Here is a 13,689-nt window from a genome sequence, read left to right as displayed (position 1 = left end):
CGGTCCGGGGGCTGAAGCCCCCTACTGTGGGGCGGCCCTGCGGGTCGCCAGGCGTCCTGCGGACGCTGACGGCAACGGCCAGGCCCGCCGCCATTCGTGCCGCCGAGACGGCCCGCCGCCATCCGCGCTGCCAAGACCGCCCGACGCGAAGAGAGAGCTCACCATGCCCACCCACCAACTGACCCTCAGCACGGGTAGCCGCCGCCAGATCGTGGACATCACGTCACAGGTCGCCGCCGCCATCGCCGCCGCCGGCGACGGCCTCGCGTGTATCTCCGTGCCGCACTGCACCTGTGCGGTGTATGTGAACGAGAATGAGTCGGGGCTGGTGCAGGATACGCTGGCCCTGATGGACAAGCTGAGCCAGGGCGCGTGGCGGCATGACCGCATTGACAGCAACGCCGACGCCCATCTGGCGGCCACTCTCATCGGCAACGCGGTGTGTCTGCCCATCCAGTCGGGGAAGCTCGTGCTGGGGACGTGGCAGCGTGTCATGCTGGTGGAGTTGGACGGCCCGCGCCGCCGGACCGTGCATGTGACTGTAGTCTAGAGGACGTCTCCATGAAGCAAGCCCCTGCCCCGGATTCCCCTGAGCAGCCCGAACCTGCTGTAGCCGAGAACGGCATAGACCTTCGCCCCGATGGCGACATTGTCACCGAGGGGGAGGAGTCCATGCGCCCCCCGGTCTCGACTCCCGTCACCGGCGAGACACCCCCCAGGGGCCGGGTGGACCTGACCCAGGGACACCTGCTGCGCGGCATCGTGGCGCTCTCGTGGCCCATTGTCAGCGGCGCGGTGCTCAACTGGATCATGGGCGTGGCGGACATCAAGATGGTCGGCAGCCTCGGCCCGTCCGCCATCGCCGCCGTCGGCCAGTCCATGAGCATCATCTTCACCGTGCAGTTCGTCGTGTTCGCGGTGGCTACGGGCACGCAGGTGCTGGTGGCCCGGTACACCGGGGCGCGGCAGCCCGGGCGCGTCACCGAAGTGACGCGCCAGTCCATCATCCTGTCGTTCGTGGCCGGCCTCCCCATGATCCCCATCGGGCTGCTGGTGTCGCGGACGCTGCTGGTGTGGCTGGGCGCGACCGGCGAGGTGCTCGACCAGGGCGTCATCTACACTCACGCCATGTTCTGGGGCTCGGTGGGGATGATGCTGAACTTCCTGCTGGCCTCGGCGCTGCAGGGGGCGGGGGATTCGTTGACTCCGCTGCTGATGCTGGTGTGGATCAACGTCGCCCACATCGGCCTGGAGTACTGCATGATCTTCGGGATCGGGCCCTTCCCGGCCATGGGCGTGGCCGGGGCGGGTTGGGCGGTGGTCATCACCCGGAGCCTGGCCGCGGCCGTCATGCTGTGGCTGCTCGGCAGCGGGCGGTTCGCCGTAACGGTGCCGTGGCGCGGCCCGTGGCGCATTGACTGGACCATCTGGGGCAAGATGTTCTACATCGGCACGCCGTCCTCGGTGCAGGGCCTGGTGCGCAACCTGGGCTACGCCGTGCTGATCGGCATCCTCAACCGCACGCGGGGCGGGGAGTTCGCCGTGGCCGGGCATGTGACGGCCGGGCAGTGGAGTTCGCTGGGGATCTTCGTGGGGCTGTCCATGATGACCGCGGCCATGACAGCCGTGGGTCAGAACATGGGGGCGCGCAACCCGCAGCGTGCCGAGCGCAGTTGCTGGTCGGTGGTCAACATCTCGTCGCTGACCTCGATCGGCCTGGGCCTGCTGTGCATCGTGTTCGCACGCCCACTGGTGGGCTTCTTCACCGACGACCCACGCGCGCTGTTCTGGGGCCACTGGGCGCTGATCTACATCGCGGGATCGCTGCCCTTCGCGACGATCTCCATGGCCTTCTCCGGCGGCCTGCGGGGGGCGGGCGACACCCTCAGCCCCCTGTGGGCCACGCTGATCGGGACGCTGGTGATCGGACCGGGGCTGGGCTGGCTGCTGGCCCTGAAGATGGGGATCGGCCCGGCCGGGGTGTGGATCGGCATGGTAGCCTCGATGCTTGCGCAGGCCGTCGTGACCGGCGCGATCTTCAAGGCCGGGCGGTGGAAGAAGATCGAGTTCTAGACGCCCCGCAGAGTCCATGTGGGAGCGGTCAGACCCATGTGGGAGCGGTCACCGACCGCGACCGCAGTGCACTCCAGTCGCGGTCGGTGACCGCTCCCACACACAGCCCGTCGGTGACCGCTCCCACACACAGCCTGCGCTTCGCAGTTGCGCCCCCCGTCGGAGCGGCGGCCACAGCTTCTATCCCGTGGCCTCCGCCACCATCGCCGCGACATCCCCCACGCAGTTGCCCTCGCTGGCGCGCAGGGCGCCGAAGAGCATCGCGGCGCTCTTGATGTTGTCATCCAGGACCGTGACCGGCGCCGGACCGCCCTCCTGCCATGTGAGGAACTGGTCAATGATGGCACAGTGGCCCTCGTACTGCGGGCGTAGCAGCGGGACCTCTTCCATTCGCAGGCCGGTTGGCAGCTTCTCCCACGTCCGCACCACCAGGTCACTGTCCACCGTGACAGCGCCGCCCTCGCACTCGGCACGGTACATCTCCTTGTGCCAGGTGTTCTGCACCCCCGCCTCGTTGCAGTTGCCCTCGTAGTTGACGACAACGCCGTTGCTCATCCGGCCCACAAAGTGGCCGCTGGACTCGCCGTCGAAGCTGCTCCACCGCGGGTTCCAGTCCCACCCGGCGATCTGCACACAGTCGGCGCCGGAGAGGTTGCGCAGCATGTCGAAATGGTGCACACTGCCCTCGACGAGCAGGCTGTGGGGAATCTCGTGGCGGAACGCGCCCCAGGCCCCGCGCACCCGGTAGTCGGCGGCGAAGCGGCCCATGAGGTAGTTGCAGCGGCCCAGGCGCTGCTCGGACAGGACCTGCCTGACGGTCAGCATCGTGGCGTTGTAGCGGTAGTTCTGTACCACCTGCATCGGCACGCCGCTGCTGCGGACGGCGCGGACGATGGCCGTGCAGTCCTCCCAGGTGTCAGCGATGGGCTTCTCGCTCAGGATCGCCATCTTGCGCTCTGCGGCCAGGAGGACAGCGTCCTTGTGATAGGCCGGGGGGATCACGATGCAACAGAAGTCGGCGGTGACGGCGTCGAAGGCCGTGGCCATGTCGGCGAACCGGCGGCTCTCGGGAAGGCCGAGGAAGTCGCCGGAGAGCTGCAGCGGCTCAGGCTTGACGTCCACCAGGCCGACGACTTCCATGCGGTCGGCGAACTGCGGGAAGAAGTTGCGGACATAGCCGCCGGCCATGCCCCCGGCGCCGATCATCAGACAGCGCAGCTTGTCAGCCATGCGGATCATCCCTTAAGATGGGGTTGTTCAGGAAGGCAATCAGACTTCGCTCCTGCCCATCAGAGTCCTCTCATGACCAACCAACCATCTCCCCCTCCGCCCCTGCTCACCCTCCGTCGGGAGGAGGGAGACACGCTCATCGCCACCAGCCGCCAGTGGCCTGCCAAGCGCCAGGACATCCTCCGGCGGGTCGAGGCATTGCTGCAGGACGCGCCGCGGACCATCCCCCCGCTCGACCCACAGTTGCTGGCCCAGGAAGACCAGGGCGACTTCCTGGAGCAGCAGGTGCGGTACGGGGTGGAGATCCACGAGACCTGCACCGCGACGCTGCTGCTGCCCAAGCCGGCCGCCCATCGCCAGCCCGCCGTCCTGTGCTGCCCGTATGACGGGGCCAGCACGACGGCCACGATGGCCAGGGAGCTGGTCAAGCGGCGCTTCGTGGTGCTATCGCCACACGAGCGCCGGGCGCCCGCCGGTAGGGCCCTGTGGGATCACCAGCGCGGACTGGACTTCCTGTGCCACCTCGATGCCGTGGACTCCGACCGCCTCGCGGCCATCGGTCAAGGGCACGGCGGCGCCAACGCCATCCTGCTGGCGGCTTTCGATCACCGCATCAAGGCCAGCGCCGCGGCGTGCGCGTATGCGCCCTTCGGGGTGGGCGGAGCGGAACCGTGGCAGGGCTTCCTGGCGCCCGGCGAGCCGCCGGTGTGTGAGTGGGTCGAGATCATCGGCCTGATCGCCCCCCGGGCCTTCCACTACACCTGGGCCCTGCACGATGAGGTCTTCCCCCACAGCGGGGCGGTGGCCGACGACATGATCGAGGTGGGGCGGCTGTACGATCTGCTGGGCTGCCGCGACAAGTTCAGCGTCTTCGAGAGCCCCGAGGGCCACGGCTACCCGATTGCGGCGCGGCGCGAGGCGTATGGCCTGTTCAAGCGCATCCTGCAAGATCGGCGCTGACGCCCCGTAACAACCCTCGCGTGGGTGCATCCTAGTCCCCAAATGAGCCTCGCCACGCAGACGGACACCTCCTGGTCGGACCTGGCGCGCCGCGCTCACGGTGAGGCGGGCGCTCTCGACGACCTCCTGCACCGCGTTCGCCCGTTCGTCTACGCCCTCATCCTCGACCGCATCCGCCGCCCCGAGGTTGCCGAAGACCTCACCCAGGAGGCCCTCACCGACGTGGTGCGCGGCCTGCCGGGGTTGCACGACCCGTCCGCCCTCACCGCCTGGCTGCGGCGCATTGCGCTGAACCGCTGCCGGCAGTACTGGCGACAGGTGGAGCGGGACTTCGGCGAACTGGAGGATGACGTGGCCGGTGCCGCCACGAACGACGCCTACACGCTCACGGCCCAGCGCGAGACATGGCGGCAGCTCTGCCGCGCCCTGGAGGCTCTGCCCGAGCCCAGCCGCCTGGCCCTGCTCATGCACGTGCTGGGGGACTGCACCTACCGCGAGATCGCCGCGGCCCTGGGGGAGTCGGAAGTCGGGGTGCGCGTGCGGGTGCACCGGGCCCGACAGCGCCTGCGCGAGCTGGTGCGGCCGTCATTCTACGACCCCGAGGAACGGTGACATGAACGACACGAACCTACCCCTGGCCGACCTGGTCGCCTACCTGCGCGTCTTCAGCCATCTCATCAACGCGGGCGTCAGCCTGATCCGCAGCATGGATGTCCTGACGCCACAGATCGTGCACCCCGACCTGCGCGACGCGCATCTGGACGTGATGCGTCAGATCGAGGAGGGCAGTACGCTGTCGCACGCCATGCGGGCCCACCCGGACGTGTTCAGCATCAACGTGATCGGGCTAATGCGCGCGGGGGAAGTCGGCGGGGTGCTGGACGAGACGATGGCGCGGGCGGCGGACCTCTACGAGAAGCAGCTCATGCTGCGCCGGGACCGGTTCATCCAGCAGGCTGCGGCGCGCGCGATGGGCCGGGCTCACGAAGAGCGCTACGAGGCCGCCGTTGCTGCCGCCGAGCCGCTCGTCACCCAGCAGTACTTCTGCCTGATGTTCGGCACGATGCTGAGCAGTGGCGTGCCGATCGTGCAGGCGCTGCAGACCGCGGCCGAGATCCTCCCGACCGAAGCCCACGAGGCCATGGTCGCGGCGGCCCAGGCCCTGCGCGCCCGGGAGATTGACACCCTCACTCCGAGCTTCGCCGCCGTCGGGTTCCCGCCTGAGGTCCTGCAACTCGCGGCGATCGGGGAGGAATGCGGGACGCTGGACCGCACGATGCTGCAGGCCGGGGACGTGCTGGGCGCGCGGGTGGACGGAATGTTGCTGCGGAGCCTGCTGCTGTAGCGGCGCGGCTGATCGCGCCGCTACACGTCTAGCAGCGCCTGCACCTCGGCCCTCGTCGGCAGGGCCCCGCGGCCGCCCAGGGCCCGACACGATAGCGCGGCCGCGGCACTGGCGAACCGGAGGTTCTCCGCCAGCTCGTAGCCCAGCGCCAGCCCGTAGGTGAAAGCGCCGTGGAAGACATCACCGGCCCCCGTGGTGTCCACCACCGGCGTCACGGCGAACGCGGGCTGGTGCAGCTCCTCCGCACCGGCAAACGCCGTCACACCCTCTTCCCCTTGCGTGACGATCACCAACTCCACGCCCTGGTCCTGCAGGCGGCGCACGCCGGCGCGCAGGTCATGCTCGCCGGTCAGCTCGCGCACGAACCCGCGCGGGACGATCGGATGGGTCACTGCGGCCAGAAAGTCCTCGGCCCCCGGCTGCAGGCGCTCGATGTCACCGACCACCGGCAGTCCGCGGCCGCGCGCGTACCGCGCCGCCTCGGTCGCCGCGCGCAGGTGGTGGTGGTCCACCAGCAGGGCCCGGCAGTCCGTCAGCGCCGCCAGGTCCACCTCCCCCTCGACCATCCGCCGGTACGTCCCGGGCTTCCAGAAGATCGTGCGCCGTCCGGTGCTCGCGTGCGCGACGCAGAAGGCAAACTGGGAGGTGATCCCGGGGAGGACCTCCAGATCGGAGGCGTCCACGCCCTCGCGCTCGAAGGCGGCCAGGATGTGGCGGCCGAAGTCATCATCGCCCATCCGGCCGAAGATCTTGGCCCGGCCGCCCAGCGCCGCCACCGCCGACATGGCCGTACCCGACAGCCCCCCGCCCATCTGCACCAGTTCGGTCAGCAGGGCCTTCTCGTCGAGATCGGGATACTCCCCGACAATCCCGACGTAGTCCCAGCAGACGCAGCCGAGGGCACAGACATCGTGGGTGGGGGTGGGGGATTGGGCGCTAGGCATTGGGATCCGGGATTCGGGAGTCGGGACTAGCGATTCGTGGGCAGGGACGGCTGGATGGCTGTGACGACAGACTGGGCGAGGGCGGCGTAGCCCTCGGCGTTGAAGTGCAGCGAGTCCGAGTGCCAGTCGCAGTGGTCCACGATCGCCGCATACAGGTCGTCAATCGGAATGCCGAGATCGGTCATCACGCGCGCCGCGATCTCATTGCGCCGGATGACGGTGGCGTTGGCGGTCGGGTTCAGCTGCTTGTCCGGGAGCGTCACCGAGGTTGTGCAGTTGCCCCACACCAGCTTGGCCTGCGGGGCCAGGGCGCGGAGCTTGTCCACCAGCCGCCGCAGCCCCGACTCGTACTGCGCGTCGGTCAAGTGCCCGCCGTGCAGCCCGTTGTTGAAGTGGATCACGGCATGATTGTAGCCGTCGGTGGCCAGCGTCACCTCGAGCAGGAACGCCGGGTCGCAGACGCTCTTGCTCGTGGCCAGCATGTCCACGTGGGCCCTGTCCTTCAGCAGCGTGCGGACCTGGGGCGTGTAGCCGTTGGTGATGGAGTCGCCGATGAGCAACACGCGCGGGAGCTTCGTGTCGTTCGTCTGCTCCCACCGGAAAATGGCCCATTCGATGCCCTCGCGGGTGCGGTTGTCCAGCGTGTCCTCAGCCATGGCTGTCCCCATTGTCAGCATGATGAGCGCGAGCGGCCACAATCTCATGTGTCACCTCAGGGCGGGTGGTGTGCAGCAACGACTCTGAGTTCGCCGCCTCAGCAGGAGCCGCCTGCTCACGCCTCTGCGGGCGCGATCAGAGCGGGGTGACGCCCTTCTTCAGAATGATGTTGCCGTACTTGGCGGTCTCGCCGGTCACCACCACGGCGAACGCCTCTCTGGCCCGCTCGTAGAACGCGAAGCGCTCGACGCGGGCGATCGGCGGGGTCCGCGGGGCGTGGCGGTCAACGGCCGCACGGTAGGCTGCCTCGACCGTCGGGTCCAGCGTGTCGCCCGGCACCGGGGCCATCATCGCCACGGGGTCGTCCACGTACGCGTCCAGCTCGAACAGCGGCAAGATGGCGTCGAGCAGGTCGGCGATCTTCAGGCCATCGGCGCGCAGCACGCGCCGGCCCACCGTCTCGCCGGGGAAGTGTGCATCGGCCAGCACGATCTCGTCACCGTGGCCCATGCGCGAGAGCACGGCCAGTAGCTCGGGGCTGATGAGGGGGGAGATGCCTTTGAGCATGCGCGAACCTCCAGATGGGTGTGGCGCCATCCGGGCGCCACGAGCTGATGGTAGCGTGTGGGCGCACTGCCGTCAACGCGTAGTCAGCCTGCGGAGCGAAGGCCTGGGGTGTACGGCGGGGGCTTGTACCCCGCCCCGCATGGCAAATACGGAACGGAGGGGCGGGGTACAAGCCCCCGCCCTACAGACGTCGCCCTGCCCTGCAGACTGGTGTCTCCCCTTCCCCCTGGTGTGGGCCGGTGGTATGCTGTTGCCTGGGCAGGTTCTGCGGGTTCGGGGACGAACCCGCCTACGCGATGGTTGTGGAGGATCGGGATGAAGTGTCAACTCCTGTGCTGTGTGGCCGCCTTGTCGTTGCTGACGGCGTCTGGCGTTCTGGCCGCCGACCGTCAGCCGGCCTTTCTGACCGGCTGGGGCATTGATGAGAAGCATCTGGACACCTTCATGGCCGCGGCCCATCACGTGGGCTTCCGCAGCCTCATCACCTGGACCACCGACCCGGCGGTGCTGCGACAGGACGTCGAGGCCGGGGCCAGGTACGGGATCGGCATCTTCTCGTGTATCGCACCCATGGGTGGCGTGGCGTCCCTGTGGAGCAAGCGTACCCCCGACCGCCCCGTGCCGTGGCAGGTCATGAGCGCAGACGAGGAGGCCGCCCTGCGCTTCATCTCGGCCGGGCGGAACAGGTTCCTGATCCCCTACCAGTTCGGCGGCGAGCCGCTGCTGACCCACGAGGTGCTGTGCAACCGGATCATCTGCTTCACCGACCAGGAGTGCCAGGAGCTGTTCAAGTCCCAGATCGCCGCGATCGCCGCGGTGCCGGGCCTCGCGGGCCTGGCCTTCGATGGGTTCGGCTACCAGAACTACCACGGCTGCCAGTGCGACCGGTGCCAGCAGCTACTGGCGCAGTACGTGCAGGCCCACCCCGACATGAAGCCGGAGGAGGCGACGGTGGCCTGCTTCCGCGACACGCTGGTGGACTACATCAATGGCCTGGCCGACTGCGCGCGGTCACGCCGGCCCGACCTGAAGACCGCCATCCACATCTGGCCGGTCTTCGCCCCCGAGCCGCTGTACGGCAACCGGCTGGATGTGGACTACTGCGGTCAGACCGCGGCCTGGTACACGCTGTGGCCCCAGGAGAAGATCGCGGCCTACAGCCGGACCATCGCGGGAGAGGCGCGCAGGTACCACGCCCGCCAGGAAGGGGTGGGCATGATCGGGTACTATGACCGGCCGGGGGACTTCCCGGTCAAGGACGCCGCGCGCGTAGAGATGGAGCTGCGCACGATGATCGAGAACGGCTGCCGCCACCTCCAGGTGTGCAGCAGCCGGGACGTCATCAACAACGCCGACATCGCCGCGGTGGTCCGGAAGTACTGTCAGTAGCGAGACGGCGCACAGTGGGGCTGCGTACCGCAGGCGACTCCGCAGACCACAGTTGCGCGGGCGGCCTCGCCCGCGCCGGGCAGGCGAGGCCGCCTGCCCTACCGATTCGCCTGACCGCCACGCTAGCTCGGAGGCGTCAGCCGCAGCACCCGCCCCTCGCCCGGGCGCAGGTTGAGGGTCAGCTCCGTCCGCGTCCCCAAACCCAGGCGAGAGCGCAGGTCGGCGACGATCAGCGGGCGCCTGAGCGTCAGCCGGGTCCGCTGCCCCTGCGCATGATCCTCATTGACCACGTAGAGCAGATACGTCCCCTCCCGCCGACACAGGTAGAGCTGGACGGACGGGTTGTCGGCGTCGGCCAGCGGCGGGGCATGGCGGGCGACGGCCTGCCCGAGGAGATCGGCCACCACGTCCGGCCCATCCAGGTGAGAGAAGCCGGTGACGATGATCTCGCCCTTCCCCAGCCTCCCGCGCAGCACCGCTCCCTGGCCGTCGGCGTAGGCCCGGTCCGACGCCACTCCGCCGAACGTCCAGCGCCGCCGCACCGTGGCCCCACCGCCGGCGAGGGCCACGGCGGGGCCATCACCACGCTGCACGGTCAGGCCGGGGAAGGCGGCCTGCAGCAGCTTCCCGCAGGAGCGGCCGTACTCGTCGTACAGCCCCACCGGCCCCGTCGCGAGCAGTGTGCCGCCCTGGCTGACCCATGTGGCGAGGCGGTCCTGCGTCTCCCGGTTCAGGAAGACGCCATACGGCGCCACCAGCACCGGCGGCAGGTCCAGCGGCATGGCCGACACGGACTGTCCGGGCGGAGCGGCCGGGGGCGGGCCCTCGAGCAGGCGCCATTCACCCACGATCTCTGTCTGCACATGGCGGCCCAGGAGCAGCTTGTGCAGGTTCTCGGCTTCGTACTGCGGGTCGCGGATGTCGGCGGCGATCGGCGTGCCGATGGTGTGGACGATGCTCGCCAGGGGCTCCACCAGCCCGACCTGGGGCATGTGGCGCGCGCCGACGATCTCGCCCCGGAAACGGCTGATCTCACGGGGGACGACCTTCATGGCATAGGCCATGGCCTTGAACGAATGGTCGGCCCAGTACGCCGTGTGTGGGCCCCAGTAGCCCTCGTCGAAGCTGTAGGTGTTCACGGGGTTGGCGAAGTACACGGTGAAGAGGTCGTTGCCCCGCGAGACGGCCTTCCACAGGTTGCGCGAAACAGCCGCGAAGTTGCGCGCCTCGTTCTGGAGGATCGGGTGCATGAAGTTGCCGCCGAAGCGGTAGCGCAGGCCGTCGGAGCCGCCGCCGTAGGTGCTCCAGTAGTACTCGCTCTGCACCAGGCGCTTGCCGCGGCTCATGCCCACCTGGTAGTCGAGCAGGAAGGGCGAGATGACATGGGTGCCGAGGGCGTCGTGCCAGCGGGCGCGCCGATCCTGGCGCGCAGCGTCCAGCGCACCGCTGGCCGGCACGCCGCACCAGTTCAGCCCGTCCCCGGCCGTCCGGTCGAAGATGGGCTTGCGGCTGACCGACCGCAGGGCCTCCCAGTCACTGCGGTGCAGGCCCTCCATGAGCTGGAAACGGAACTCGATCCACTCGGCCCATAGCGCCCGCCGGGGGTCGTCCATCCCGATCTGCGCCATCTCCTCGGGACGGGGGGGCGTGATGTCGGCGAGGCCGGCGTAGGTGGTCTGCAGCGTCGCGTTGAGCTTCGCCAGGTCGCCATGGCGCTGCTGCAGCCAGGCGCGGAAGTCGCCGAGGGTCTGGTCGTTGTAGCCGAACATGGTGTCGGGCTTCACGCCCAGGCCGGGCTCGTTGTTGGGCTCGAAGCCGTAGAACCCGGACAGGGGGTCGAAGTGCGCGGCGAGCCGGCGCAAGTCCCGCGCCCGGGCGGCCAGGGCCGGGGCGCTGTACGGCGTCTCCTTGCCGCGCGTGTCGAAGGCCCCGCCCACCGTGCACAGGATCATGGCCATGCCGCTGTCGCGGGCGGCGCGGGCGATGTCGTCGAGGGCCCCGGGTCGCGGGTCCTTCCCGTCCGGCCGCACCTCCCCCGCCGCGTAGCCCCCCACCACGATGTCGAAGACGTTCCAGTCCAGCTCGCCCCTCATGCGACGCAGCGTCTGGTCGTAGTACCACTGGCGGCTGGGACCGGAGGGATAGACCAGGCCACCGTTGACGTGCGTGGAGCCCACTAGCAGCGGTGGCCCGGCGACGGGCTGGATCGTCTTGACGCCGGGCCGAGCGAGCGCCTCACGGCGCAGCGAAGCCGTCAGGCCGTCCAGGCCCTGCCCCGCCTGCCGCAGCGCGGCCTCCGCCTTCTCGTAGGCGAGGCGGGCTTCCGCGCCCGTCAGCCCCCCAATCAGCTCGTCTCCCTCGTCCAGCGCCTGATCTGCTCGTGCCGCAAGGGCCGTTGCCTCCTGGTACTGCGCCTCCGCTGCCGGGGTGGCGACGACGTCGGCCAGGGCCCGCGCGTCTTCCAGGTGCATCTGCAGATCGGCCCATGGGCCCATCAGGCGCTCGCGCTGGGCCTTGGCGGCGAACAACTCGCCCAGGCGCCGCGGCACGTCGTCCTGACCGGCCGCGTGGTAGGCCAGCTTGAGCAGGAACGGGTCCCAGTAGCGGTTCAGGCCGGTGAACATGCGCCCGTAGTCCGTGCCGCCCGAGGCGGGGTAGAGGCGGGGGAAGTTGAGGACCGTGACCACGCCCTGGCCGACGCTCTGCCGGACGATGGCCGGGAAACTCTGTCCATCGGTGCTGCGCCATGTGGCCTCGACAGTGGCCCCCGGCCGCGCCGTGGCCTCGTACAGAGCCCCCGTCGGGGCCATCTGGGCCATGTCCAGGCCATTGAACAGCGGCGAGTTGGCGTCCGCCGGCTGTAGGAAGAAGGCCCGGGGCTCGCCCTCGGCCCAGCGCCAGTACGGAGCAATGGCCCGCAGCACCGGCGGGGCGGCCATCGTCACCGGCAGCAGGTCCGCCAGGCCCTGCGGGGGCGGCCCGAACACGAGCAACCGCCCGCCCCCCCGCACGCGCTCGGCCACCTTCGCCGCCACCGCCGAGGGTAGGTCCTCGGTCACGAAGAGCAGGTCATAGCCGGACAGGTCGGCCGCTTGCTTGAGATCCGCGGCCGCCCACTCGGGGTCGAGGTGGGTGCCACGGAAGCAGCGGTCCAGGCCGGTCAGGCCGGCGGCGGCGACGCGCAGCGGCGGTAGCTTGGCCCCGCCCGTCGTCCCGCCGCTGATCGCCACGGGGCCTGAGGCGGCCGTCACGGCGACAATCCCGGCAACCGGGCCGTCGCCGGCGCGGAAAGTCAGGTCGCGGATCGGCTTGTCCGGATGGGGGTTGAGCCAGCGCAGGAGCATCAGGCCCACGGGCGCCCGATTGCTGGCGCCGCGCCAGGCCACGCGCGCGTTCTCCCCCAGGTCGCGCACGCCCCACCAGTCGAGCGCCTCCTGCCCTACCCGCACCGGAATGTCGGTGGTGGTGTTGTCCTCGTAGCGCACCGTGGCCCTGAAGGCGGTCTTGCCGGGCGCGGCCCACGCGCAGCCATGCAGGAAGAAGAGCGCCGCCGCGGGCCGCCCCATCGGCACCGTGGCCTCGACGGGGAAGGTGTTGCGGTCGCCGCCGCGCAGCATGAGGACCGACGGGCCCGTGGCCGGGCCGACCTTGAAGGGGATGCCGCGCAGGAACTGCAGGCCGGTGGGCAGGGCCCGCAGGTCGTTGTCGCCCTGGTCGGTCCAGCCGCCCCGCCCATCGCCCTCGCGCTCGTCCAGCAGGCCCATGTTCGCCGCGTCAGCCAGCGGCACGGGGCTGAACTCAGCTGCCGGCGGGTTGACCGTGATCCGCAACCGTGCTTCCAGGTGGCAGGGGCTCTTGAAGCCGTAGGTAGGCAGCACGAGGCGGTACAGGCTGCGGTTGTCCTGGCTGCGGCGGAGGTCCTGGAACTGCCAGCCGCCCTGGGCGCCGAAGTCCATGACGATCCGGCGCCGGGGCGTCTGGACGACAAGCTGCCGCAAGTTGGCCAGCGGCGCGCGCTGCTCCACCCACAGTTGGTCCGCGCGGGTCGTGCCGTCCTGCAGCGTCACCTCGCATGGCGACACGCCCAGCGTGGCTTCCGGCAGGAAGACATTGATCTCCAGGTTGCCCGCGAGCGTCCGGAAGTCGAGGGACCAGCGGAGGTCGAGCTGGTTCGGTCCGAGCACGGCCTCCTGCTCGGCGTTGCCGAAGTCGCCCTGCCGGCGCATGACGACCCGTCGTCCGGCGAAGGTGTCGGTGGTTGTGACCTCAGCCCCGCGGAAGTCGAAGAGGTGTTGCTTCCAGTCAGCGGACGCGGCGAAGACGTCCACAGCGCTGACCACGGGCGTCCCACCGTCCACCTGGAAGCTCACCGAGCCGGCGCGCCAGGGCGGGTCGAGGACCTTCAGGGTCGCGGCGCCGACCTCGAGTACCTGCGGCGCCGGAGCGGCCGTTGCCAGTGTCGCGACGCCTGCCAGCCACAGCATCATCAGCACGGCGTGTCTCATGGCCGTTCCCATCCCTGGT

General features: G+C 69.8%; 11 protein-coding genes. 6 read left to right on the top strand and 5 right to left on the bottom strand.

Annotated features, from left to right (window positions below; genetic code table 11):
* Nucleotides 1-163: 163 nt before the first annotated feature.
* Together LLH23_08680 and LLH23_08675 are read left to right on the top strand one after the other, a co-directional pair.
* A complete protein-coding gene (locus LLH23_08680; protein ID MCE5238553.1) occupies nt 164-550 on the top strand; it encodes a secondary thiamine-phosphate synthase enzyme YjbQ in 387 nt (128 codons plus the stop codon).
* Nucleotides 551-561: 11 nt separating this feature from the next.
* Nucleotides 562-2,073 (top strand): MATE family efflux transporter, encoded by a 1,512-nt coding sequence (locus LLH23_08675; protein MCE5238552.1) that lies wholly within the window; start codon nt 562-564, stop codon nt 2,071-2,073.
* Nucleotides 2,074-2,253: 180 nt separating this feature from the next.
* On the opposite strand, the gene LLH23_08670 is transcribed toward LLH23_08675, so the two are convergent.
* Nucleotides 2,254-3,303: a Gfo/Idh/MocA family oxidoreductase gene (locus LLH23_08670; GenBank protein ID MCE5238551.1), complete on the bottom strand. Its 1,050-nt coding sequence runs from the start codon at nt 3,301-3,303 to the stop codon at nt 2,254-2,256.
* Nucleotides 3,304-3,375: 72 nt separating this feature from the next.
* Here LLH23_08670 and LLH23_08665 point away from each other — a divergent pair, with 72 nt between their 5' ends.
* Genes LLH23_08665 through LLH23_08655 form a run of 3 tightly spaced genes read left to right on the top strand, consistent with a single transcriptional unit; the run spans nt 3,376 to nt 5,608 of the window.
* Nucleotides 3,376-4,263, top strand: a complete 888-nt coding sequence (locus LLH23_08665) for a hypothetical protein (GenBank protein MCE5238550.1) — start codon at nt 3,376-3,378, stop codon at nt 4,261-4,263.
* 42 nt (nt 4,264-4,305) lie between these two features.
* On the top strand, nt 4,306-4,875 hold the full coding sequence (locus tag LLH23_08660) for a sigma-70 family RNA polymerase sigma factor (protein ID MCE5238549.1): 570 nt from the start codon (nt 4,306-4,308) through the stop codon (nt 4,873-4,875).
* A gap of 1 nt (nt 4,876) precedes the next feature.
* Complete coding sequence (locus tag LLH23_08655) at nt 4,877-5,608, top strand: type II secretion system F family protein (protein ID MCE5238548.1); 732 nt, start codon at nt 4,877-4,879, stop codon at nt 5,606-5,608.
* Between the two features lie 20 nt (nt 5,609-5,628).
* Here the strand turns inward: LLH23_08655 and LLH23_08650 are convergent, their stop codons facing one another.
* The 3 genes from LLH23_08650 to fucU all read right to left on the bottom strand — a co-directional run bounded on the left by LLH23_08650 (nt 5,629) and on the right by fucU (nt 7,776).
* Complete coding sequence (locus tag LLH23_08650; GenBank protein ID MCE5238547.1) at nt 5,629-6,552, bottom strand: PfkB family carbohydrate kinase; 924 nt, start codon at nt 6,550-6,552, stop codon at nt 5,629-5,631.
* Nucleotides 6,553-6,578: 26 nt separating this feature from the next.
* On the bottom strand, nt 6,579-7,256 hold the full coding sequence (locus tag LLH23_08645) for an SGNH/GDSL hydrolase family protein (GenBank protein MCE5238546.1): 678 nt from the start codon (nt 7,254-7,256) through the stop codon (nt 6,579-6,581).
* A gap of 88 nt (nt 7,257-7,344) precedes the next feature.
* On the bottom strand, nt 7,345-7,776 hold the full coding sequence (gene fucU / locus LLH23_08640; protein ID MCE5238545.1) for an L-fucose mutarotase: 432 nt from the start codon (nt 7,774-7,776) through the stop codon (nt 7,345-7,347).
* 315 nt (nt 7,777-8,091) lie between these two features.
* Here fucU and LLH23_08635 point away from each other — a divergent pair, with 315 nt between their 5' ends.
* Entirely contained in the window at nt 8,092-9,165 is a 1,074-nt protein-coding gene (locus tag LLH23_08635) for a hypothetical protein (protein ID MCE5238544.1), read from the top strand.
* Between the two features lie 122 nt (nt 9,166-9,287).
* Here LLH23_08635 and LLH23_08630 read toward each other — a convergent pair whose 3' ends face one another.
* Entirely contained in the window at nt 9,288-13,670 is a 4,383-nt protein-coding gene (locus LLH23_08630) for a beta-galactosidase (protein MCE5238543.1), read from the bottom strand.
* Nucleotides 13,671-13,689: the final 19 nt, after the last annotated feature.

Source organism: bacterium, from assembly GCA_021372615.1.
Taxonomy (GTDB): domain Bacteria; phylum Armatimonadota; class Zipacnadia; order Zipacnadales; family UBA11051; genus JAJFUB01.
The sequence above is the reverse complement of the archived record's forward strand: the minus strand, read 5'-3'. Positions and strand labels throughout refer to the sequence as shown.